This is a genomic window from Lentibacillus sp. CBA3610 (genome assembly GCF_013373365.1).
Lineage (GTDB): Bacteria > Bacillota > Bacilli > Bacillales > Amphibacillaceae > Lentibacillus.
In genome coordinates this window covers 2,869,899-2,894,713 of record NZ_CP035925.1, presented here as the reverse complement: position 1 = coordinate 2,894,713, position 24,815 = coordinate 2,869,899, and the positions used below count along the sequence as shown (strand labels likewise).

Here is a 24,815-nt window from a genome sequence, read left to right as displayed (position 1 = left end):
AAACTTTTATTAATCTCACGTAAAAAGATTCTTGATATTTTGTAAAATTTGATTTATATTTAAAGTGATTATAGCTTCATATATAATCAATAAAACATCAGGGGGTATCTAGAGAACATGAGGTCAAAAAAGCTATTATGGCTATTTTCGCTTCTATTAATGCTTACCTTGGTACTGGCAGCCTGTGCCGGTGACGGTGAGCCGGAAGAGGACACAAGTGACGAGGGAGGAGACTCGGCCGAAGAAGGCGGCGAGTCAGGTTCCGGTGGTGACTTGAGCATCGCTATTCCATCGGACGTTGTATCGTTATCAGCGCATGGAAATAATGATGTCCCATCCAGTAATGTTCGGGAAAATATTTACGAAACATTGACCGATCTGGATGAAAATCAGGAGGTCGTCCCAGGCTTAGCTGAAGACTGGGAACAGGTGGATGAAACAACATGGGATTTCTATTTGCGTGAAGGTGTCATGTTCCACGATGGCGCGGAATTAACGGCAGAAGTGGTTAAAACGAACTTTGATCGTATAATGGATGAAGACATTGGTTCACCATATGCGTTTTTATTAGAAGCAGTAGAAAGTGTAGAAGTACAGGACGACTATACGGTTCGCATCAATCTTGAATATCCATATGCACCGCTGCTGAGGAATCTTGCACATAGCGGCACAGGCATTATGAGTCCGAATATCATTGAAGAGGACTATGCGCAAATGGAAGAAGGCGGCGATGTAGATACGTACATTAACCAAAACCCGGTTGGAACAGGTCCTTTTGTATTTGAAGAATGGACACCCGGCGATAGTGTGGTTTTAACCCGTAATGACGACTATTGGGGAGAACCGGCAAACCTTGATTCGGCAACTTTCAAAGTTGTGTCTGAGCAAAGCACACGTATTGCTGAACTGGAAACCGGTGAATCGGATGTAGCTGATGCAATTGGGCCGGATAATATATCACGAGTAGAAGGTATGCCAAATGCGAGTCTATTGCAGGAACCAAGTGTAGGCTTGTCTTACATTGGTTTCAACGTACAAAAAGAACCATTTGATGATGAACGCGTCCGTCAGGCAATTTCCATGGCGATTAATAAAGAAGAAATCATCGAGGGTGTTTACAATGGTGTAGGAATCCCTGCTGAGGGGCCATTGGCACCACCAGTGTTCGGTTATGATGAATCGGTCAGCGGTATCGAGCATGATCCGGAACAGGCACAGGAATTGTTGGCTGAAGCCGGGTATGAAGATGGTTTTGAAACAACGATCTGGACAAATGATCAGGAACAGCGTGTAGACACGGCTGTAGCCGTTCAGTCACAGCTGGAGGACATTGGTATTACTGTTGAGATTGAAGAGCTTGAGTGGGGTGCATACCTCGAAAGAACATCCAACGGCGAGCATGACATGTTCATTCTTGGCTGGTCGACTGTTACATCTGATGCCGACTATGGTATGTATCCATTATTCCATTCGTCACAACATGGTACGCCTGGTAACCGTTCATTCCTGTCAAACGATGAGCTAGATGAAGTTCTGGACGAAGCGCGTCGCTCAACTGATCCCGAAGAACGCCAGGAACTTTACTCAGAAGCGCAGGAACTGCTTGTCGAGTTGGCACCGATGCTGTATATCCACCACCAGGAATATTTGCTTGGTGTAGATGAGTCCGTTCAAGACTTCGGTATTGACGCACAAGGTATTTATCAAATTAAAGATGCTTACATTGAAGAGTAATTTTTAACCTAAAGAAAGGCGTGATCAACAGGCCCGAATTGGTACAGTCCAAACGGGTCTGTTTTTTCTACAAATTATTTTAAAATTGTCAAGAGAAATAATAAAAGGGCTTGTTAAACATTTTGAAATAATATATTATAAAGTTTAAGAATTACAGACAAATTACAGATATATTTCACTTTAGTTAGTTCAAAAGTAATACGTATTATAAACTGATAATTAGTAATATTTCCACTCCATACAGTTAAAGGGGGATTCGTTTTGCAGCAGGAACATCATGAAAATAGCGTGTTGGATATAAATAATTTACATACAGGGTTTTTAATTGACGGCGAGTTACACAATGCAGTAGTTGATGTAAATTTTAATGTTAATTCAAAAGAAGTTGTGTGCGTTGTCGGTGAATCGGGCTGTGGTAAAAGTGTCATGTCATTGTCTGTTATGCAGCTTCTCCCTAAGGCAAATTCCAGGATTTCAGCGGGAGAAGTCATCTTTAATGGTGAAGATCTAGTCAAAAAGTCTGAAAAAGAAATGAATCAAATACGCGGCAAAGATGTCGCCATGATTTTCCAGGAGCCTATGACAGCCTTGAATCCGGTTTTTACAATCGGATGGCAGATGCGGGAGGTCTTGTTTAATCATGAGCAATTGTCGAAACAAGAAGCAGACAGTAAAGCAATCGACTTATTGGACCAGGTGGGGATATCACGTCCTGAAAAGGTCATGGAGGAATACCCGCACCAGTTATCCGGAGGGATGCGACAGCGTGTCATGATTGCCATGGCGATCGCGCTTAATCCCAAATTATTGATTGCGGATGAACCGACAACAGCATTGGATGTCACCATTCAGGCGCAAATATTGGAGCTTTTGAAGGATATACAGGATAAAGTGAATATGGCCATTATGCTGATTACGCATGACTTAGGGGTTGTCGCCGAAATGGCTGATAAGGTCATTGTCATGTACGCCGGTCAGGTAGTCGAAAAGGCAGGTGTTGTTGAACTGTTTACAGCGCCGAAACACCCATATACGGAGTCGTTGCTGGCGAGCATTCCTAAAATGGATCAGACAACCGACAAGCTGAATACCATTGAAGGTGTCGTGCCATCATTGGAAAATATGCCTGAAACAGGCTGCCGCTTTGCTGACAGATGCCCGAAAGCTTTTGGGGATTGTCCGGTTGTAACGCCCCAACTTGCGGAAGTAGCAAACGGACAATATGCAAGATGTCTGTTATACGATGCGTGTTATCCGGACCTTGCATCACGTGTTAAGGAGGAAGAAAAGGTATGAGCCAGGCAGCAGAAGAAAAGAAAAAGGATTTGACACAGAAAGAAACACTTCTCGAAGTTAACAATCTGAAAAAATACTATCCTGTTCATGCTGGTTTTTTCAGGCGGAAAGTAGGCGACATTAAGGCAGTTGATGATATCTCCCTGAAACTCAGGAAAGGCGAAACATTTGGTCTTGTTGGTGAATCAGGCTGTGGAAAATCCACGGCGGGCCGCACGATTTTAAGACTGACGAGTGCAACTGACGGCCAAATCATTTTTGAAGGCGAAAATATTACCAATTTGCGCGGCGCAGCACTCCGTAAAGCAAGACAGGATTATCAGATGGTGTTTCAGGACCCGTATGCATCATTGAATCCAAAAATGATGGTGGGACATTTGGTGGATGAACCAATCCGTAATTATAGCCATAAGTCCCATAAACAACTTAAACCTGAAGTTGAACAGTTATTAAAACGCGTCGGCCTTCGGGAAGAGGATTATTATAAATACCCGCATGAGTTTTCCGGAGGGCAGCGGCAGCGGATCGGAATTGCAAGAGCACTGGCACTGAACCCGAAATTGGTTGTCGCTGATGAGCCTGTCAGTGCATTGGATGTGTCCATTCAATCACAGGTGCTTAATCTTTTGAAAGAGCTGCAGGATGAATTTGATTTGACCTATTTATTTATTGCCCATGACTTAAGCGTTGTCAAACACATGAGTGATCGGATCGGTGTCATGTATTTGGGTAATATGGTGGAAGTTGGTGATAATGATGCCATTTACAGGGAACCGCTGCACCCTTATACACAAGCGTTGACATCAGCCATACCTGAGCCTGATCCATTAAATAAAAAGGAACGGATTATTTTAAAAGGGGATGTGCCGAGTCCACAAAACCCGCCCAGTGGCTGTGTGTTCCATACCAGATGTCCAATGGCGATGGACAAATGCAAGGAAATTGTCCCTCAATTGAAGGAGGTGAGGCCCGATCACCAGGTCGCATGTCTATTGTATGACGATGAGTAATTAAACATTAAGGGGGAGTAAATGGTGAGAAAGAAAATTTGGGTGCTTTTATTACTAGTATTTTCGCTGACACTGGTCCTGGCCGCTTGTGCGGATAATACATCCGGCGATGAAGAAAGTGGCGATGAAGGCGCAGATGGAACAGAAGAAACAGAAGGCTCTGATGGCGATGCCGAAGCAGGTGAGCCTAAACAGGGCGGTGAAGTAACTTTTGCATTTACACAGCCTTTCCAGGGTCTTTTGGAGTGGGGATTCTATGAAGGTGAAGATGATGAAAAAATACTTAGATTTTTATCAGACAGCCTAGTTGAAACCAATGATGATCTCGAGCCTGAACCGGGTATGGCCGATTATGAAGTGGACGAAGAAAACAATACCGTTACATTTACGATTAAGGACGGTATCACCTGGCATGACGGCGAGCCGCTAACCTCTGAGGATATCGCTTATGCATATGAAGTGATTGGACACCCGGATTATCAAGGGATGCGCTATGCCAACGTTTCCATGATTGAGGGTGTAGAGGAATACAATGCAGGTGAAGCGGATGAGATTTCCGGTATTGAAATTGTCGATGAGCAGACAATCGTTCTGACATTGAATGATGTTGCGCCAAACACGATGTCGAACCTTTGGAGCTATCCAATGCCTAAGCACCATTATGAAGGCATCGACGTAGCTGATTTACCAGAGTCTGATGCGGTACGGAAAAACCCGATTGGTACAGGACCATTCCAGGTGACCAACATTGTACCGGGTGAAATGGTTGAGATGGAAAAATATGAAGATTACTGGCAGGGTGAACCACACTTGGATGGTGTCGTTTACCAGGTCATCGATGCTTCCGTGGCAGCAGGTTCACTTGAGAATGGTGAAGTGGACATTATGGCAGCTCCAAGCAGTCAATATCCCGAGATTCAGGAGCTTGACAATGTGCGGGCGGTTGAAGAGCCTTCACTCGGGTTCAACTATATCGGCTTTAAGTTTGGTCATTGGGATGCCGAAGCAGGTGTAAACGTCATGGATAATGAAAAATTCCAGAACAAGCAGCTGCGTAAAGCCATGTCCTATGCCATTGATCGTGAGGGAATTCTTGAGTCGTTCTCAAACGGACTGGGCGAATTAATCGAAGCACCAATGCCGCCTGTGAGCTGGGCTTATGCTGATCCGGAAGAGCATGATTTGGAAGTGTATAATTATGATCCGGAAAAGGCTGAAGAGCTGCTGGATGAGGCTGGTTATGTCGACGTTAACGATGATGGCTGGCGTGAAGATCCTGACGGCAATGAATTTACTGTAAACTTTGATTCGATGTCAGGTTCCGATATTTCCGAGCCGCGTGCCCAATACATTTTGCAAAACTGGCAGGATGTTGGTATTAATGCATCATTAAATGGTGGCCTAAAAGAGTTTAACTTATTCTATGATGTTGTGGAAAATGACGACCCATCTGTTGAAACCTTCATGGGTGCATGGGGGCTCGCTTCCGACCCGGACCCAACAGGCTTGTGGAAGGAAGAGGACATTTCGAACTATGCCCGCTGGGTAAACGAAGAGGCGGATGAACTAGTAGAAGAAGGCCTAAGCGACCAAGCTTTCGATCAGGAGTATCGTAAAGAGGTTTATATCGAATGGCAGAAGATTGTCAACGATGAATTGCCGAATATTTTCCTATACGCACCAGTGGACGTATACGCCATCAATGAGCGTCTGCAAAATGTTCACACCAACTCCTTTACTTCTCAACAGGATACACATGAATGGTGGGTAACAGACGCTGATGAAGAATAAGACTTTAATTTTCTAAAATAAGGGGAAAATAATATGCTGATTTATACATTGCGCAGAATAGCCATCATGATCCCCATTATTTTCCTTGTCTCTGTAGTGGTATTCTTCCTGGCACAAAGTATGCCGGGAGATGCCCTATCAGGGAGGATTGATCCATTAAATACAGATCCGGAATATATTGAAGACATGCGGGAAGAACTCGGTTATAATGAACCGATTTATGTACAGTATCTGGACTGGATTGGCGGGTTTTTACAAGGGGATTTTGGACAATCATTCGTGCATAAAATGCCTGCCTCTGAATTAATTATGTCACGGATTCCCAATACCATTCTGCTGGCAGTGGTGGCCATGGTCATAACGTACATAGTTTCATTTTTAATGGGGAGATATGCAGGTCGTCATCCACACACATTAGGCGACTATGGTGTGCAGGTATTGAATTACCTGGCACTGGCGATGCCGAGTTTCGTTGCAGCCTTAATGCTTATTTATTTTGTTTCGTTTCAGTTAGGCTGGCTGCCGGCGACAGGCAGTATTGGGTCAGGGTTGGACCCCGGAAGCTGGGCGTATATTGTCAGTAAAGTTGAACATGCTATCTTGCCGTCTTTATGTCTGGGTTTATTACCAATCGCCAGCTACACCCAATTTTTACGGAATGATATGATTGAAAGTGCTCAAAAAGATTTTGTCCGTACGGCACGTGCAAAAGGAACACCGGACAGACAAATTTACAATAAGCATATTTTGCGTAATTCTGTTATCCCGATTGTGACACTTTTAGGCTTTGATTTAGCCAGCATAATTGGCGGCTCTGTTATTATTGAAACGATTTTTACGTACCCTGGAGTAGGGCAGCTGTTTGTTGATTCGATTAATAACCGGGATTATACAGTGGTCATGGCAATCACCTTGCTGCTTTCTGTCATGACGCTTATCGGTAATTTAATAGCTGATATATTCTATGCGTTAATTGATCCCAGGATACGGCTGGATTAATGGAGGAGGTAGATTAGATGGAACCAACAACCAATCAACCAGCACAGCCAACCCCTCCAAAAAAGAAAAGTTTATCGCAATGGGGAATTGCCCGCAAAAAGTTTATTCGTAATATTCCCGCAATGGTCAGTCTTATTTTCCTGTTCATTGTGACCGGATTATCAATGTCAGCATCACTATTATCCGATATTGATCCGAGCCGGATTAACCCGAGGCTGGTTGAAGCACCACCTTCTGCGGATCATTGGCTTGGGGCTGATGGTGCAGGGAGAGACATTGTGACCATGTTGCTTTATGGCGGACGTACGTCGTTACTAATTGGTTTTTCCTGTACAGCAATCATTGTTTCAATTGCGACATTAATAGGAACGGTTTCAGGGTATTATGGCGGCAAGGTTGATAGTGTCCTCATGAGATTTACCGATTTCATGATGAACTTTCCGTTTCTGATTTTCGTTATTGTATTACAAGCAATCTTCGTTGACAGTGGCGTACTGGCGCTGATTCTGGTTATCAGCTTCCTTAGCTGGACAGGCGCTGCGAGGGTGATTCGGAGCAAGGTTATGTCAGAGAAGGAAAATGAGTATGTTTTAAGTGCTGTATCAATCGGTACGCGACCATCCAAAGTCATGTTAAAGCATATATTACCAAATGTCATGTCAACCATTATTGTCCAGGCTACATTGTTATTGGCAGCGATGATTGTGGCCGAAACCGGATTGAGTTACCTTGGATTTGGTGTACCGGTTGGCACGCCAAGCTGGGGCAATATGCTGCAGGCGGCCCGTGATCCTGGTACATTTGAGAGTATGTGGTGGATATGGATACCACCAGGTTTATTGATCACATTAACCATTTTATCGATTAACTTTATTGGTGAAGGATTTAAGGACGCCTTTAATCCTAAAACGAAAAAATGATGTAAAGAGGTCTGAGGTTGATTTGTCTAAACTCAGGCCTTTTGTTGCTTCAATGTATGTATACAGGCAATCTTTAGGAAATTGCCCATTTCTCACTAAATGTAATAGAGGGATCACAATGTTCAAAAAGAATGGAAAGAATCGGGATCCGGTTCCGATGCTGACAGCAATAGCCATTATCATGTGTTTTATGAGTATATTTGCCCCATTTATTGTCATGATCATTTTCCAGGACGTTTTTTATTACCAGAAACAGCAAAACAGCTGGATCTTTCAGGCTCCCATGTCGAGCTATAGCCTATGTGGAGCAGCTATTCTTTACGTGGGAATAGTGTTCGGACTTTTGGCGTACTACCGGTCAAATTGGGAAGGGAAAAAACTTATAACAACAGCAGCAACTGCCATTGCATCGATTCCTGCCCTTATTATGATATATATAACCATTAATCACTATTACTATATGACGGAAGAGGGAAGCTATCACAATCATTTGTTTGCTATGAAGGAAACATTATATCAGTGGGAAGAGATTGAACAGGCTGTGGCGGTTTCAAACTATAATGAGAATAACAGTGAAGTGACACTATCGGAGCTGCAATTGACAACAACGTCCGGCGAAGTCCTTTCTTATCGGTATAATCGTGAGCTGATCCGTAATCAGCGTCCGATTCGAAATGCTTTGGAACAAAATAATGTAGAATTGCAACAAAGACTGGAAGGAAAAGAGGGTGGAACCTGACCTCCTGCTCCATATGATGAGTACATCCCCCCTTGAGAAGGCTGGCGATCTGCAAGGTATAGTTCAATTCAATTTGGTAATCAAAAAGTCACAATATATGCGAAAAATACCAGGATGAAATAAATCTATTAAAATTGTAATATTTTTTCGGTAGTTTGGTAACCCTTGTAATAGACTCTTAATTGTCTTGTAACTGCACTGCCTTTACCCCTGTGGTATGATGGGCAATGCAGAATTTAAAGGAGGGGACTACCTATGAAAAAATTGGTAGCTTCAATTGCTACTGGTGCCATGATTGCTGGCGCTACATTTACCACTGCTTCTGCTGCAGAATATGAAGTCGAAAAAGGAGACAACCTGTGGGGTATCGCAGACGAATATAATACAACAGTAGATGAACTCGTTGAGATAAATGAACTCAACACGACCACGATTCAGCCAAAACAAACACTATTTATCAACGACACATATACAGTTGAAAAAGGTGATACATTAATCGGTATCGGTGATGAATACGATGTGTCTGTAGCAGATTTGAAAGATTGGAATAACATTAAATCAGATATAATTGCAATTGGACAAGAACTTGAAATAAAAGGTGTGAACATTGAGCAGGATGAAACAACAACATCGGAAAGCTCATCAAATGAAAGTTCATCCAACGAAAGTTCGTCCAATCAATCAAATGAACCAGAACAAACAGCCAGCAACACTGGCGGTGAATCAAATACTAATCAGGAACAATCATCATCCCAGGATAATCCTGATGGTGAAACGATGACAGTAACGGCAACAGCCTATACGGCTGATTGTGATGGCTGCTCAGGCATTACCTCAACAGGTGTTGACCTGAATGCCAACCCGGACGCTAATGTTATCGCAGTGGATCCGGATGTTATTCCATTAGGATCAGAAGTTTATATTGAAGGTTATGGTTATGCAACTGCAGCAGATGTCGGTGGTGCAATTAATGGCGACAAAATCGACGTCCATGTTCCAACAGAAGATGAAGCAATGGACTGGGGCGTCCGTACAGTTGATGTAACAATTGTTGAGTAATTTAAGATAGCAAAAAAGGGGAGCATCTAACGAGGTGTCTCCCCTTTATTATTTAGTTTACAAAAACAGCATCACTGTCTTCTTCTTCAACAACATCTTCTGTATGATCGAAAGTTTGTGCGACACCAACAATACTGAAACAGGCTATCAAAACAAAAAATATGGCCATTAAAATTTGCCTCATTATTTTTTTCCTCTCTGTAATCAACTACATTAATTATAATAAAATAGAAGAAAATAGACCATAGATTTTTGTGGTAAAATAATAGGTAAATCTTACTATAGTACTAGATATAATAGCACCATGATTATTTTTGTGGGGAAATGCTAAATGATGTGTTAAACTCATTAATGGAATATGTTAATTTTTCTAGTATAAGTTAATAAAAGCGTTTACATAAAAGGAGGATGCATGACATGACAAGTAAAGCACTGCAATCATTTTTGGAAGCGAATATATCGGATTTAAAAGAGCGTGGGCTTTATAGTGAAATTGATCCTGTGCAAGGTGCAAATGGCCCGGTCATTAACATCGATGGAAAAGAATTGGTTAATCTTTCATCAAATAATTATTTGGGGCTGGCAACCGATGAACGACTGAAGGAAGTGGCCAAAGAGGCAGTTGATTCACATGGCGTCGGGGCTGGCGCTGTCCGTACCATCAACGGAACAATGGACCTTCACCTTGAGCTTGAGCGGAAACTGGCAGAATTTAAAGGAACGGAAGCTGTTATTTCTTATCAATCCGGTTTTAATTGTAATATGGCAGCTATTTCTGCTGTTATGGATAAACATGATGCGATTCTTTCAGATGAACTGAACCATGCATCAATCATTGACGGCAGCCGTCTTTCCAGAGCAAAAATTATCCGCTTTAACCATTCAGACATGGATGATCTGCGTGCGAAAGCTAAAGAGGCGATCGAGTCCGGAGCGTACAATAAAGTGATGGTTATTACGGATGGTGTCTTTTCCATGGACGGGGATATCGCCAAACTGCCGGAGATCGTTGAAATTGCAGAAGAATTTGACCTGATCACCTATGTTGACGATGCCCACGGTTCAGGCGTATTGGGTAAAGGTGCCGGTACCGTGAAACATTTCGGCCTGCAGGAAAAGATCGATTTTCAAATGGGTACGCTATCCAAAGCGATTGGTGTAATCGGTGGCTATGTTGCCGGTAAAGCAGAACTGATCGATTGGCTGAAAGTCCGCTCCCGTCCGTTTCTTTTTTCCACAGCAGTTTCGCCGGCAGACGCTGTCGCGAGTACAAAAGCGGTTGATCTCCTGATGGCATCCACCGTTCTCAATGAAAAGCTATGGGAGAACAGCAATTATTTGAAAGATGGTTTGCAGAAGCTCGGGTTTGATATCGGAAATAGTGAGACGCCAATCACGCCGTGTATACTGGGCGATGAAAAAGATACGCAAGCTTTCAGTAAACGCCTATATGAAGAAGGAATTTACGCCAAATCAATCGTTTTTCCAACAGTGCCAAGAGGAACAGGACGCGTGCGCAATATGCCGACAGCCGCACATACGAAAGAAATGCTGGATGATGCACTCGCTGCCTATGAAAAAATCGGCAAGGAATTAGGGCTTATTTAATATTGGCTGCTGCTTAACGAGCAGGCTGGCCGGAATAGTGATGGATTAGCCTGCTCTCTTAGGTTATCGCTTTGGATGATCTGATCAAAGTATTATGAACCGGTAAGCCAGCCGCTCTGATTACATCATGACGAAACATCATTACTGAAAGGATTAGCTGGGGGAAAAGATTATGAGAAAAATTCTGGTGACAGGTGCAATGGGTCAAATCGGCTCGGAACTTGTCAGTCAATTACGGGAATATTACGGAACATCCAATGTCATCGGCTCCGACCTCTGGAAAAAAGACGGGGAGGAAGGTCCGTTTGAAATTGTTGATGTGACCGATGAAAAAGCCATACATGATGCTGCCAAAAAACATAAGGTGGATACGATTATGCACTTGGCCGCATTATTGTCAGCCAAGGCAGAGGCTGTCCCGAAAATAGCATGGGATTTGAACATGGGCGGTCTGATAAATGCCCTGGAAGCAGCCAGGGATCTGGATTTGCAGTTCTTTACCCCAAGTTCGATTGGCGCATTCGGTCCGACAACCCCAAAAAAGAATACACCACAGAAAACGATTATGCGGCCGACGACGATGTATGGTGTTAATAAAGTGGCAGGTGAGTTGCTGTGCGATTATTACTATTACCGCTATGGCGTGGATACACGCGGCGTCCGTTATCCCGGCCTTATTTCCCATGTGACACCACCGGGCGGGGGAACGACCGATTATGCTGTGGAGATTTATTATGAAGCCATGAAACATAAAACATACACATCATACATTGCCCAAAACACGTATATGGATATGATGTATATGCCGGATGCTTTGAATGCGATCATTCAGCTGATGGAAGCAGATCCGGGGAAGCTTGTCCACCGCAATGCCTATAATATTTCAGCTATATCGGCGGCCCCGGAGGATTTTGCCAAGGCAATCCGGAAGCACATACCGGAATTTGAGCTGGCTTATGATGTTGATCCTGTCCGTCAGCAGATCGCCGAAAGCTGGCCGGATAATCTGGATTCATCCGCGGCAGCAGAAGAATGGGGCTTTAAGGCTGAATATGATATCGACAAAATGACAGCGGATATGCTGACGAAACTGCAGGTTAAGTAGGATATAAAAAACGTTCCCCCGAGGTTAAGGGAACGTTTTTTTAGTATTCAGAAGTACGGGAGAGAATTAATCCCGTGCGACATTAGCGTCAAATCGTGCGATGTCAGCTCCAAATCGTGCGAGACCCACCGCAAAACGTGCGGCGTCCGCTCCAAATCGTGCGAGACCCACCGCAAAACGTGCGGCGTCCGCTTCGAATCGTGCGAGCAACACCTCAAACCGTCATCAAGTCAGCTCGCATACATAGCTTCAACTTTCTCTTGCAATTCTTTATCCGCAATATAGTCGTCATAGCTCATTTCTTTATCAACAATGCCTTGAGGCGTGATTTCAATCAGGCGGTTGGCGATCGTTTGAATAAATTCATGGTCGTGTGACGTGAACAAAATCGATCCTTTGAATTTTTTAAGTCCGTTATTCAATGATGTGATGGACTCTAAATCCAGGTGGTTCGTTGGTTCATCCATAACCAGAACATTGGCGCCTGAGAGCATCATTTTCGACAGCACGCAGCGGACACGCTCACCGCCGGATAGGACACTTGCCTTCTTCAATGCTTGATCACCGGAGAACAGCATGCGTCCGAGAAAGCCTCGTAAAAAGGTTTCCGTTTCGTCTTCCGGGGAATATTGCCGGAGCCAGTCGACCAATGGCAGATCATTGCCATCAAAGTAGGCTGAATTATCCCTTGGGAAATACGATTGTGAAGTGGTCACACCCCACTTAAACGTTCCGGCATCAGGTTCCATATTACCCATCAGGATTTCAAACAGCGTTGTTTTGGCTATGTCGTTTTTGCCGACAAAGGCAATTTTATCATCTTTATTAACGGTAAAGCTGACATTGTCCAGCACTTTTTCCCCATTAATGGTTTTGGTCAGCCCTTCGACGAACAGCAGATCATTGCCGATTTCCCGGTCTGGTGTAAAATTAATATATGGATATTTCCGCGATGATGGTTTAATGTCATCAAGCGTAATGCTGTCCAGAAGTTTTTTCCGTGATGTAGCCTGCCTTGATTTCGACGCATTGGCACTGAATCGCTCGATAAATGCTTTCAGATCCTTGATTTTTTCTTCCTTTTTCTTATTTTCTTCCTGTGCCATTTTCTTCGCCAGCTGGCTGGACTCATACCAGAAATCATAGTTACCGACGTAAATCTCAATTTTTCCGTAGTCAACATCTGCAATGTGTGTGCATACCTTATTTAAGAAGTGGCGGTCATGCGAAACAACGATCACTGTATTTTCAAAGTCGATCAAAAAATCTTCCAGCCACTGAATGGCGTGAATGTCCAAACCGTTTGTCGGTTCGTCCAGAAGTAAAATATCCGGGTTTCCATAGAGTGCTTGTGCAAGTAAGACTTTGACTTTCTGGTCCTCGGGCAAATCCGCCATTTTTGCTGAATGAAGGGATTCATCAACACCGAGTCCTTTTAATAGAACGGCTGCATCGGACTCTGCTTCCCAGCCGTTCATTTCAGCAAATTCACCCTCAAGTTCAGCAGCGCGCATCCCGTCATCCTCGGAAAAATCAGGCTTCATATAAATGGCATCTTTCTCCCGTTTAACTTCATATAAACGCTCATGTCCCATTAGGACGGTTTCCAGTACCTCATAGTCATCATAAGCAAAATGTTCTTGTTTGAGTACGGCTATCCGCTCATCCGGGGATTTGGAGACATTGCCCGATTGCGGATCTACCTCACCTGAGAGCACTCTGAGGAAAGTGGATTTGCCGGCACCATTTGCGCCAATAACCCCATAGCAATTACCTGGCGTGAATTTCAGGTTCACATCTTCAAACAATTTTTTATCAGCATAACGCAGACTTACATTATTAACCGTTAGCATCCGTAAACGTCCTCCAATAATTATAATCACCGTTAGCTTAAGGGATTTAAGGCATTTAGTCAACGTATACGGGTTTTGCTGGAAGTGTTTATTTGTATAAGAGAAAACAGTTAAAAGGCTTGTCATCAGATGAAAAGAGCTTTACATTGGCTAATAGAGATCTTAATCTTCAGGGGGGATATTTTATGGAACGGGGAAGCAATTATCGTTTACTTCAATTACGGGAGATTTTATTTAACGAAACGGATGACTATCATGACCTGGGGATCGATGAGTTAATTGAAAAGCTTCGTTCGGTGACCGGTGACGCCACATTTGATAAACGGACAATCAAACGGGATCTGGAAACGCTGGATAGTATGGATTTTGAAATTGTCCGGAATCAGGGGCGATACGGTAAAATCAAGTATAGCCATCAGACACGGCTGTTTGAAACCTATCAATTAAGGTTAATTAACGATGCGATTTTGTCAGCACGGTTTATCACAACGAACGAAAAGGAAAAGCTGATTAAAAAGGTTAAAACCCTGACAAGCACGCATATTGCCAAAACATTTCCGGAGCCAATTGTATTCAGCCAATCAGCCAACATCGATTATGAACGGGTTAAACTGAATATTGACAGTGTACATAGGGCCATTTCAGAGGGGAAAGTTCTTACATATCAGTACGGTAAATTCAATGTTAAAAAAGAATTTGTCTATCATCGTAATGGCAGCCGCTACCATGTGGAACCGTATGCGCTTATCTGGCAAAATGATTTTTACTATTTGATTGGTGTATTTCAGGATACGAATGAAATACGGCATTACCGCCTTGATCGAATCCGTAATATTGCCGTGACGGATGAAACGTTCAAAAAACGGGCGTTCAATTTGCAGGAATATGTTGATCAAAGCTTTCATATGTTTGCCGGTGAGGAAATGCGCATCAAAATCCGCTTTCATAATAGTTTGGTTAATGTAGTACTGGATCGCTTTGGCCATGATGCGGATATCAGGGAGCTGGATGATGAACATTTTGTGCTGTCAACTAAAGCTAAGCTCTCAGAAGGATTGGTTAACTGGATCCTAACTTGGGGTAACCGGGCAAAAGTGCTGTCGCCGGAGCACCTGCAGGAACGGATAAAGAATCAGATCAGTCAAATGCTTGAAATTTATGTGGACTGACTCCGACCGCTTAGAATAAAAGGAAATGTAATTATATAATGAAATAACATACCAATTAAAATATGAATTATCAAAAATACCTAAATTTATGTACAATATGCCTGCCAAAACGCTGGTTATTTGCAATAGTATTTAATGATAATTATGGTTTAATTCATAAAAACTGAATAAGATTTCTGAGTTTTTAGAAGTTGTGAATTTATTTGTGTTAAACTAAATGAAGTGCGTTCGTCTACAACAATCGGGCCATATTGTTGAATAACTCAATGCGTCTAAAGTGAGTTTAACTATTAAAATTCGGGCTTTGAAATTGTGGCTACACAATGTATCCTAAATGTAATTTACATATAAATGGAGGGTGTTTATGGAGTTGGTTTGCGAGTCTGGTTTGATAAATGATTATTTATGTGATACTAAAGAAATCAATTATTCCCACCCTAAAGTACAAGAAAAGATTACTGAACTATTCAATCAATCTCAATCAGAAATTGAAAAAGCTGAAATAGCTTTTAAATTTGTTAGAGATCAAGTTGATCACTCTTGGGATATTAAGGGAGAACGGGGAACATGTGACGCTTCTGATACCTTGAACTATAGAGAGGGTATTTGTTATGCAAAATCAAATTTACTGGCTGCTTTATTACGTTCGCAAAATATCTCCACAGGATTTTGTTACCAACGTTTAATGCTATTTGACACACCAGAGAAAGGCTATTGTATTCACGCTTTAAATGCAATTTTCTTAAGCTCTAAAAATAAATGGATTCGGATAGATGCCCGTGGAAACAAAAAGGGTATTGATGCACAATTTTCAATCGACGAAGAAAAGTTAGCCTTTAAGGTGAACGAAGATAAGGATGAAAAAGATTATCCTATGATTTATGTCAATCCTCACCCTAAAACACTCTCTACCCTTAGAAACCATACAGATGCAGTCGAAATGTATAAACATTATTTGCCAGCATATTTATAGCTGTGCTGTTATCGGGCGCCTATCCAGAACAATGCAAACAGAGTAGAGGAGGAGTTGTGTGGATCAACAAGTTCTGTCTCAAAGTTTTAAAAAATTTGCTGAGGAAGAATGCAAAGGTACGAGTGAATTGTATGAATTTCTATCCTTACAAGTAGCTTCTGATGAGCAACTACTAGAGTTATCTACTTTTGTAAGAGAAGGACAGCCCAGACCAAACATGTTATTTGGGGCTGTTCATCATTTACTATTACAAGGATTAAATCATGAGTTGAAATATTATTATCCAAGTATAACTAATCCGCCAAAAAATAATAAAGACTCTTTTCCTTTATTCAAAGATTTTTGCTTAAAAAATAAGGAACAAATTATAGACATTCTAAGAAGTAAATTAGTGCAGACAAATGAAGTGAGACGGAGCGCTTACCTTTACCCAACATTTTGTTATGCTTATAAGCAAGTGAACAAACCCCTGGCTATGATCGAAATCGGCACAAGTGCAGGTTTACAATTGATGTGGGATCAATATAGCTATTCATATGGGACTGACAGGATATTCGGAGATGTTAATTCAAAAGTACATATCACTTCAGAGGTTAAAGGTAAACTACCGGAAATCCCATATTCAGTCCCTCCTGTCACTAACAAAATAGGTTTAGACTTAAATATCCCTAATCTTAATGATGATGAAGAATATAGCTGGCTGAAATCACTCATTTGGCCAGAACATAAAGAAAGATTAAGGCTTTTTGATGATGCGGTTGAACTTTTTAAAAAACAACCACCAAATCTTATCGAGGGTGACGGCGTTTCATTGATTGAGGGAATCGCAAAGGAAATACCTTCTGATCAAGCAATATGTATTTTCCATACACGTGTAGCGAACCAATTACCAAAAGATGTGAAATTAGATTTATTGAATAAAATCGAGGGCATAGGTAAAAAAAGAGAAGTTGTTCACGTCTACAATAATATCTGGGATAAAGCATTACACCTTGATTATTGGATAGATGGTAAAGAAACAAAGTTAATTATTGGCGATACGGATGGTCATGGACGGTGGTTCCAATGGAATCTAGTCGATTCCCTCATGTCTTACTAAATTTTTCTGTATAAACTTTGATTTGACTATGCCGTTAACGGGCGCAATTATGGAAAAAAATGTAAAATATTTTAGGTGGTGTTTTTTTGGAAAAAGAAGTGAAAAAAGATTTAACTAAAATTATATCCTTGACTGTTGTAGGTGTAATTTTGATATTAATGATTCCTTTTCTTTTTCTTAATTTAAGGTAGTAGTAGTTTCATACGATCGGGCGCATTTCCGGAATGAAATCAGCGCTCATGTTTGAAAAAAGGCCATTTAACGAAGTAATTGGAAGGTGGTATAAAAGCATAATGACAACAAGTAATTCTGTAGAAAAACGTCCTTGGTATCTAAAAAAGGATGGGTAATAGCCAATGTGCTTATTAACAACCACCAATTGGTTTATAAATGTTACTGAATCGGAATCGTTTGGCAGCGTGATGAAAAGCTATTATTTTCTAGGCATTGCTTATAATTACGGGAATGTTTGGTTTCTAGAAATTTTTCCACTCTGGGTTTCTATAGTATTTGCTATTGTCGCATATTTAGTTATCCATATATGGCCTGAAGAGCCTGAAAGAGAGGCGTAGCCAAATATTAAGCAATCGGGCGCTTTAGTTAAATAATAAAATTAAAAGCATATACGAATAATTACTGAGTTCTTGCCGTACTGTGTTATTTTTTGTATAACAAAAGCACCACAATTGCGGTGCAAATTAATCTACATTTAAGAATGGAATAAATTAAAACTCATGACTTTCATACTTATAACAGTTTGTGATATACGGCATTTTCGGATTGTCTACAAGCTTCTTACAGTAATCTTCTTGTACGCTAAATCGTTCCCCTGTATTCCATATTTTCTGCTATATGATCCCCGCTTTCATCTCTTGTACTATCCCAACGATAGTATATAAGGTCACCGTTAAATTGGAATTCAGTAATTATTGGGTCTCCAGACTTTGAAAATTGGGTAAATCGAATAAAGTCAGGATTACCATTCTTGACGTTCTTCTTAAATTGATTGATTTTTTCACGTTGCTTTGGAGTGATGTTAGTTGGAGTAATATCACCATTTTCCATTGCCTCTTCTGGTGTGTAGTCTTCAGGAACTTTGTTTGTTTGTTTTTCTCCAAAATTTTTAATTTGCTGCTCAAATGTATTATCTTGAGCCAAAGACTTTCCATTGAAATCAACGATTAGGAATAGAATTAAGCCACTAATAAAAATTATTGTTATCAAGACTTTACTTTTAAAACCTAACAATTTGCCCACTCTCCTTAGCAATGCTGTTACTGGTAGTATATGACAACGTATTAGCCTTATTCATGCTAGTCAAAAGTGAACGGGTTCAGTTTAAGAAAATACTATATACAGTAAAGGTTTTAAAATCAAACAGAATTAAGTTACTAAATGTTCATCAATTGGGCGCTTTTCTGTAATAAAGATCTGCGCCCGTATTGTAGATAAAGGCCATTTAAGGGAATAATTTCAATTAGGCAGGATAGCTGAATATCATTTCATAATGTATCTAAGTTGGAAGAATTGCATAGAAGTGACATGAGCCAAAAAATTAATTTATGGGGGATTCAATGAATAAAACCTTGACGCTTGAAGATGTTTTATGCATCGAAGAACCTGCTGATCGAGTTCATATGTCTATATCAGCAGATAATAAATGGCTGGCTTTTTGTACAAGTGGAACATCTGAAGGAAAAGAATCAGTCGGGGTGTCTGAGGCTGTTAAAGGTAATCCCATGGGTTTTATAATTTTGTATTAGAAAGTGTTTTCAGGTTGCTCCTCAAATCTGATAGCAGTTGGCAGGAGTATGGTCACCTGAATGGTACAATTCTCGCTTTTTTTGCTGATATAGATGGTGCAGCTCGCCTTTGTCTGTGGTTTGCTTTAAATCGAAACTTAAACATTATATCTGATATCATTGCCCGCCCTTTCTTTGGATTCGAAAAACCGATTTGGACGAAGGATGGGGGCTCCGTTATCATTAAATCCATGCCAGATAATGGCTTCAACTCATTCTCAAAAACTGGTCATAATCAGAATTCTTCCAATTCAAAGCCTAAGGTGTTTACCACAATGGGAAATACGGTAGAAGAAAAGGAAAAAAATCAACAGTCCTGGGTAAATATTTATCGAGCTGATATTGTTATGATTGATATTGAAACGGAGGCTTCTACCATTCTTAGCAGCGGATTGAGGCCGGTCGGAATGGCTCTTGCTAATGATGGGGAGCATATTGTTTTTACAAGTTGTTTGGGAGAAGAAAAGAAAAATACACAACAAAATGTGTTCGACTTGTGGATCTCTCCCTTGAAAACTAAGGAACGCCATGGTGAACAGCAGTGTATTGCTGAACGAATTCGTATGAATTATGGCATGAGTTTTTCATGGAGTCACAATGATCAATCAATTTATTATTCCACGACTGGCCCTTTGTCAGATGGCAGTCTATGGTTAGTTGATCTTGCTTCATCAAATCAAAAACGTCTTTATGAACAAAAAGACATCTCTTTTGGGCGAGATTACGAAGGTCCTTTTCCAATGTCAAATGGTGCAATTTTGATGGTAGCTAATGGGGATTTATGGTGTTATTTCTCGTTAACCGGGCATATCGAAAAGTTTACTTTACCTCGTGAGCGGAAAGTTACTGCGATTTTGCCTGAAGGAAATCAATCTGGAACAAATGTCATTGTTCAAACTAGCGATCCGGCAGAAGCACTCGATGGATTCTGGAGAGTAAATTATACAACTGGAGAAACAGAGAAAATAGTGGAGGATTGAAGGCACTTGCCGTGGTATGGGGGAGGAGCAGTATGCGGGAAAAGTGATAATGTTGACATGATTATCTATTGGACTCAGGCTGCTGATCAGCCTCCAGCAATAAGAGTGTTTGATATAGCATCCAAAACAGGTTCATGCATTGTTGAATTTACAAAATTGCAAACTAAAGTGGAGATAGGATCAACGCAGTTAATCACATGGACAAAAGGAGGGAAAAAACGAAGAGGTGCTTTGCTTTTACCAAAAAATAGGGAAGGTCAAGTTCCAGCGATTATGCGTGTATATGGCGGTTCAATGCAATCACAAAACGTACGATTTTTTGGTTTAAGTCTTTCAGCAGCTGATAACCATCAGCTATTTGCATCCCATGGATATGCTGTATTTTTGCCTGATCTTCCAATGGCACGAAGACCAAACGGCAAGTTGGAAATCACTGATGGAATTGAAAATCTGCTTTTAACGCGCTTGCAGAGCATCCTGTATAGATTCCGACAGAATCGGGATTATAGGCCATTCTTTTGGCGGTTATTCAACACTGATTGCTATTACGAGATTACAGCGTTTTAAAGCTGCTGTCGTATCTGCTGGTATTGGGAATTTAATAAGTTTGTATACAGATTTTGATTATGATTGTTTCTATAATAATTATGGATTAATTGAGGATGGGCAAGTGAATATGGGTGCGACTTTATGGGAGAATAGAGACCGATATATTAGAAATTCCCCATTATTTGATTTCCACAAAATAAAAACTCCAGTACTTGTTGTGCAAGGAACTCGTGATAATTTATGTCGTAATGAAGCAGGACCAATTTTTTCGTCTCTTAAACGATTGGATAAAACAGCTGAGATGGTTCTTTACGATGAAGGTCATTGGCAAGGGACGTGGCAAAAAGAAAATTTACAGGATTATTACGATCGGGTGCTTTCTTGGTTTGACAAATACTTATAAAGGTATATGGAGAATGAACCTTTTTGTTACACAAACGGGCGCGCGCGACAAGTTCCGCTATAAACCCTTTGAAGGGTGAACATGCGGGGAATTCTATTAATTCTAACGTTACAACGGAGGATGGGAATGACGGAACCATGTTTCCTGAAACCACCCCATCAATATTCCTGCGTGCGTCATGAATGACAGTTCATGGGGTACGAAGCACAGGTAGAGTCGGCAGAAGGAAGGCTAAATCCAATCCAATTGGAAAGGGTATGCTAACTGATATGCCGGATGGCTGAAAAAGTAGACACGGTGAGAATGTTCCACTAGAAGCGAACTGACAAACTTCCGAATGTAAGGGTCTAAAGTTTGAACATAGTGTAAAGCTATGTCCCAGCTAACGTTGGGGCGAGTGGTGTAGAGTAAAACTGCGCCCTCTGAAATACGCTATACCGAACAATGGCGGTATCGTGCTCGCAGGCTTAAAGGAAGCACCTACGTCTAAAATGGATAGCTACGTTGTAAGGTACTTGGGAAGTAAGGAACGTTGAAAGAAGGACTGTCATCCGAAACGTTTGTAATAAGGCTAAAGCCGAAATACATTTATCCTTGCGAAGGTAGGGGTACGACTGATGAATCTCTGTAATGGGAGTGGAGGAACAGCCCCAAGTCTAGCGAATTAGAATGATTATTTTCTTCACGTGAATGACACCGATCGGGTAGGAATGTGGGAACATCACTCTTTGGGAGGGATGCCACAGTGTCAACTTTAAGATATTGGATTACTACAATATGACGGAAAAACTTTACGGATTTACACAAGAGGGCTAGTAACAAACGATTCATTTAACCATTTATATGAAATGATTACATCACGAGAGAATATTTTACTAGCTATCGGATGTCAAATCTAATAAAGGTTTCGAAAACATCTGGAACAGATGGAAAAACCATCAAAGACATCAAAAGGATTACGGAAAATGAATTAGTGAAAATAATCCAAACAAAACTAAAAAACTATCATCCTAAGAAGGTTAGAAGAAAATGGATTGAAAAGGAAAATGGTAAATTAAGACCACTTGGCATTCCATGTATCCTTGACCGTATTATTCAACAGTGTTTTAAACAAGTTCTTGAGCCAATTGCTGAAGCCCACTTTTATAAACATAGCTATGGATTCAGACCGTTTACGGTCTTACTCATAATGCTATGGCAAAGAGTACAATTTCTAATTATCAATCGCAGCTTCATTATGTTGTGGACGTTGATATCAAGAGCTTTTTCGATAATGTTAATCATACACTTCTCATCAAACAGTTATGGAATTTAGGTATCCATGATAGAAAAGTATTGGCTTGTATATCTAAGATGCTCAAAGCTGAAATTGATAAAGAAGGGGTGCCTTCTAGGGTATAACCCAGGGCGGTATTTATCGGACGATATTAGCGAACGTTGTATTAAACGATTTAGACCAGTGGGTTGCAGGTCAGTGGGAGTTTTTCCCTTTCTCGAAAACTACAAATCTCAAGCTGGAGAAAGAAATGCGAAAAAACGTACAAACCTTAAAGAAGGTTACCTTGTCCGCTATGCGGACGATTTTAAAATTCTCTGTCGAGATGGAAAAACAGCCCAAAAGTGGTACCATGCAGTTAGATTATATATTAAAGAACGTTTAAAACTGGATATCTCACCAGAAAAGTCGCAGATTGTGAATTTGCGAAAAAGAGAATCCGAATTCTTAGGGTTTACCATTAAAGCAAATGTGAAGAAGGATAAAAGAGTTGCCCATACAGGCATCAAACGTAAGAAAAGGGAGAAACTTAAAGAACAAGCCAAAAGGCACATCCGAAAGTTGAAAGACTCCCCTACAGTCCAAAATGCTTTACGCTTTAACAGTTTTGTTTTAGGTATTCACAATTATTTTAACAGAGCGACACATGTCAATCCAGAATTCTCACGTCTTGCCTATGATCTAAAAGCCTTTCTGTACAATCGCCTTCGTACTGTTGGGAAATATGGACATCCAATCAAATCCTACTTCAACCTATAAGAAGTTTTATAGTAAAGGATTTAAGACGTTCAAAATTGCCACTGTTACACCTGTTTCCTATAGGAAACGTCAAAACAGTAAATGCCATGAACTTTAGTCCATCATTATCTCTTTTTACAGAAGAAGGCCAGGAGAAATTTACGATAAATTACAGCCAAATATTGAATTTGAAATCAGCGTACTAATGAAGGCAAATCTTCCAGATAGAACAGTTGAATACATGGATAATCGCATTAGCCGTTTCAGTATGAAAATGGGGAAATGCGAAATCACAGGTTGGGATTTAACTGCCTACGAAGTTCACTGTCATCATTATACACCTAAACATCTTTTGGAGAACGGATAAGTTCAACAATCTTCGTATCCTCATAAGGACATACATCGGCTAGTACATCGTAAAGATAACGAAATCATTGCATCCGAAACACAGAAATTCGGATTGAATAACTCAATAATAAAGAAACTAAATCAATACCGAATGGAATGCGGGCTGGAAAAGGTAGAACTATCTCACGTCTAAAAGTAACGAAGAACTTATAATCAATTATACATCGGTAGATGGACCGCCGAATGCTGGGAAACTGGCACGTTCGGTGCGGAGCAGGGGAAAAGCTGGAGATAATTTCAAAGGCTTACCTATTGCTAACTTATCCGGAATAAATAACATTTGATAACCCCAAAATTTTTATAACCGAACCAATTTTCCACGTCTGTAAAATTGGTTCGATTATAGTTCTGTTGGTGGTTTCTTCTGAAATTGCTGATATAGAGGCAGCGCCCAATGGGGGAGCTGATTAACTCCAAAAGTTGTTTTTCCGTCATTTATTTCTAGTATAATTTCTCCACCGTCTTTACTATTATCAATCAGAACAATGTTATCGATAATAGGTGCGTATTCATAAAGGTGTTTAAATGACGTTTCATCCCTTCTGAGAATATCTTCAGTTGGGATATGATGACCGCCATTCTTAACCCTCATTGCAACTCTTTCAATATTTTTGCTAACATTATTGAGTGCAATGTAAAACATAGTCACTTCATAACCATATTCTTTGGCTTTCGATATTTGTTTAACCGCATTCTTCCCAGCAAGGGTTGTTTCAATTGAAAAATCTTTACCTTCTTTTATATATTGATTAACTGATTTAATGACTTCTTTTCCCGCGGTAACTCTTTTTGCAGTCGGATTTTCTGGATCCAATCGTCGTGCAATAGCATCGGCATCTATGTTAATATCAACACCAATTTTGTCGATAATCAAATTGCGAATAGTGCTTTTACCACTACCGTTATTGCCTGCAAACACAAAGAGTATTGGCTGATGCGTGTGCATCAAGAATCACCAACATTATGGAAAGGAATAATTTTACCATTGGGGTATTCCTTTACAAGCACACCATTTTTGTCGTATATAATATATGTGTTATTAACTTTAGCATCAATTCTGGCTCGCTCACCGGTCATCTTGGCCCATTTGTCAACCCAGCCGTATTTTCGTTTGGATTCATTGTTTTGCTGTTTTAACATAAGAATCACCGCCTTTATTTCATTATATCAGATTGCTGGTGTAATTATAATGTTTGTTGCCTTTCAAATTGTTTTCCTAAATTCTGATCTAGTGTTAATAACTGACAGTACAACAATCGGGCGTTTTTCATGAATAAGAAATGCGTCTTCACTTGGCTTATAGA

General features: G+C 40.7%; 23 protein-coding genes. 18 read left to right on the top strand and 5 right to left on the bottom strand.

The features are described from left to right. Positions 1–117: 117 nt before the first annotated feature. The 8 genes from Len3610_RS14125 (at position 118) to Len3610_RS14090 (ending at position 9,548) form a co-directional block, all read left to right on the top strand. Positions 118–1,734 (top strand): glutathione ABC transporter substrate-binding protein, encoded by a 1,617-nt coding sequence (locus Len3610_RS14125; RefSeq protein ID WP_176448525.1) that lies wholly within the window; start codon positions 118–120, stop codon positions 1,732–1,734. A 261-nt stretch (positions 1,735–1,995) separates the two neighbouring features. Next, entirely contained in the window at positions 1,996–3,030 is a 1,035-nt protein-coding gene (locus Len3610_RS14120; RefSeq protein WP_176448524.1) for an ABC transporter ATP-binding protein, read from the top strand. Continuing rightward, positions 3,027–4,040, top strand: coding sequence for an ABC transporter ATP-binding protein (locus Len3610_RS14115; protein ID WP_176448523.1), 1,014 nt, complete (start codon positions 3,027–3,029; stop codon positions 4,038–4,040). Before Len3610_RS14120 ends, Len3610_RS14115 begins: the two co-directional genes overlap by 4 nt. A gap of 21 nt (positions 4,041–4,061) precedes the next feature. Continuing rightward, positions 4,062–5,831: an oligopeptide ABC transporter substrate-binding protein gene (gene opp4A, locus Len3610_RS14110; protein WP_176448522.1), complete on the top strand. Its 1,770-nt coding sequence runs from the start codon at positions 4,062–4,064 to the stop codon at positions 5,829–5,831. A gap of 33 nt (positions 5,832–5,864) precedes the next feature. Beyond that, a complete protein-coding gene (gene opp4B / locus Len3610_RS14105) occupies positions 5,865–6,830 on the top strand; it encodes an oligopeptide ABC transporter permease (RefSeq protein ID WP_176448521.1) in 966 nt (321 codons plus the stop codon). 17 nt (positions 6,831–6,847) lie between these two features. Next, positions 6,848–7,750 carry an oligopeptide ABC transporter permease gene (gene opp4C / locus Len3610_RS14100; RefSeq protein ID WP_176448520.1) on the top strand — a complete coding sequence of 301 codons (903 nt, stop codon included), beginning with the start codon at positions 6,848–6,850 and terminating at the stop codon, positions 7,748–7,750. A 118-nt stretch (positions 7,751–7,868) separates the two neighbouring features. After that, a complete protein-coding gene (locus Len3610_RS14095) occupies positions 7,869–8,489 on the top strand; it encodes an MFS transporter (RefSeq protein ID WP_176448519.1) in 621 nt (206 codons plus the stop codon). 255 nt (positions 8,490–8,744) lie between these two features. Next, a complete protein-coding gene (locus Len3610_RS14090) occupies positions 8,745–9,548 on the top strand; it encodes a 3D domain-containing protein (RefSeq protein WP_176448518.1) in 804 nt (267 codons plus the stop codon). Between the two features lie 52 nt (positions 9,549–9,600). On the opposite strand, the gene Len3610_RS21150 is transcribed toward Len3610_RS14090, so the two are convergent. Further along, complete coding sequence (locus Len3610_RS21150) at positions 9,601–9,732, bottom strand: hypothetical protein (protein ID WP_255259630.1); 132 nt, start codon at positions 9,730–9,732, stop codon at positions 9,601–9,603. Between the two features lie 233 nt (positions 9,733–9,965). On the opposite strand from Len3610_RS21150, the gene Len3610_RS14085 reads away from it, so the two are divergent. Beyond that, complete coding sequence (locus Len3610_RS14085; protein ID WP_176448517.1) at positions 9,966–11,156, top strand: glycine C-acetyltransferase; 1,191 nt, start codon at positions 9,966–9,968, stop codon at positions 11,154–11,156. A 172-nt stretch (positions 11,157–11,328) separates the two neighbouring features. Continuing rightward, positions 11,329–12,261: an L-threonine 3-dehydrogenase gene (locus tag Len3610_RS14080; RefSeq protein ID WP_176448516.1), complete on the top strand. Its 933-nt coding sequence runs from the start codon at positions 11,329–11,331 to the stop codon at positions 12,259–12,261. 230 nt (positions 12,262–12,491) lie between these two features. On the opposite strand, the gene Len3610_RS14075 is transcribed toward Len3610_RS14080, so the two are convergent. Beyond that, positions 12,492–14,114: an ABC-F family ATP-binding cassette domain-containing protein gene (locus Len3610_RS14075; protein WP_176448515.1), complete on the bottom strand. Its 1,623-nt coding sequence runs from the start codon at positions 14,112–14,114 to the stop codon at positions 12,492–12,494. Positions 14,115–14,299: 185 nt separating this feature from the next. On the opposite strand from Len3610_RS14075, the gene Len3610_RS14070 reads away from it, so the two are divergent. From Len3610_RS14070 to Len3610_RS14060, 3 genes are all read left to right on the top strand, one after another. Next, entirely contained in the window at positions 14,300–15,283 is a 984-nt protein-coding gene (locus Len3610_RS14070; RefSeq protein WP_176448514.1) for a helix-turn-helix transcriptional regulator, read from the top strand. Between the two features lie 364 nt (positions 15,284–15,647). Further along, positions 15,648–16,256, top strand: coding sequence for a transglutaminase-like domain-containing protein (locus Len3610_RS14065; RefSeq protein ID WP_176448513.1), 609 nt, complete (start codon positions 15,648–15,650; stop codon positions 16,254–16,256). Positions 16,257–16,314: 58 nt separating this feature from the next. Next, on the top strand, positions 16,315–17,355 hold the full coding sequence (locus Len3610_RS14060) for a DUF2332 domain-containing protein (protein ID WP_176448512.1): 1,041 nt from the start codon (positions 16,315–16,317) through the stop codon (positions 17,353–17,355). An 816-nt stretch (positions 17,356–18,171) separates the two neighbouring features. Here the strand turns inward: Len3610_RS14060 and Len3610_RS14055 are convergent. Continuing rightward, complete coding sequence (locus Len3610_RS14055) at positions 18,172–18,603, bottom strand: DUF4362 domain-containing protein (protein WP_176448511.1); 432 nt, start codon at positions 18,601–18,603, stop codon at positions 18,172–18,174. Positions 18,604–18,929: 326 nt separating this feature from the next. Between Len3610_RS14055 and Len3610_RS14050 the strand changes: the two genes are divergently transcribed. The 5 genes from Len3610_RS14050 (at position 18,930) to Len3610_RS21145 (ending at position 23,124) form a co-directional block, all read left to right on the top strand. Then, positions 18,930–19,118: a hypothetical protein gene (locus tag Len3610_RS14050; protein ID WP_176448510.1), complete on the top strand. Its 189-nt coding sequence runs from the start codon at positions 18,930–18,932 to the stop codon at positions 19,116–19,118. A gap of 14 nt (positions 19,119–19,132) precedes the next feature. Further along, positions 19,133–20,137: a TolB-like translocation protein gene (locus Len3610_RS14045; protein ID WP_176448509.1), complete on the top strand. Its 1,005-nt coding sequence runs from the start codon at positions 19,133–19,135 to the stop codon at positions 20,135–20,137. A 6-nt stretch (positions 20,138–20,143) separates the two neighbouring features. Further along, complete coding sequence (locus Len3610_RS14040) at positions 20,144–20,704, top strand: alpha/beta hydrolase family protein (protein WP_176448508.1); 561 nt, start codon at positions 20,144–20,146, stop codon at positions 20,702–20,704. Then, entirely contained in the window at positions 20,619–21,089 is a 471-nt protein-coding gene (locus Len3610_RS14035) for an alpha/beta hydrolase family protein (protein WP_176449687.1), read from the top strand. Before Len3610_RS14040 ends, Len3610_RS14035 begins: the two co-directional genes overlap by 86 nt. A 1,474-nt stretch (positions 21,090–22,563) precedes the next feature. Then, entirely contained in the window at positions 22,564–23,124 is a 561-nt protein-coding gene (locus Len3610_RS21145) for a reverse transcriptase domain-containing protein (protein WP_255259629.1), read from the top strand. 727 nt (positions 23,125–23,851) lie between these two features. On the opposite strand, the gene Len3610_RS14025 is transcribed toward Len3610_RS21145, so the two are convergent. Then, a complete protein-coding gene (locus Len3610_RS14025) occupies positions 23,852–24,457 on the bottom strand; it encodes an ATPase (RefSeq protein WP_176448507.1) in 606 nt (201 codons plus the stop codon). Then, positions 24,457–24,651, bottom strand: coding sequence for a hypothetical protein (locus Len3610_RS14020; RefSeq protein ID WP_176448506.1), 195 nt, complete (start codon positions 24,649–24,651; stop codon positions 24,457–24,459). Before Len3610_RS14020 ends, Len3610_RS14025 begins: the two co-directional genes overlap by 1 nt. Positions 24,652–24,815: the final 164 nt, after the last annotated feature.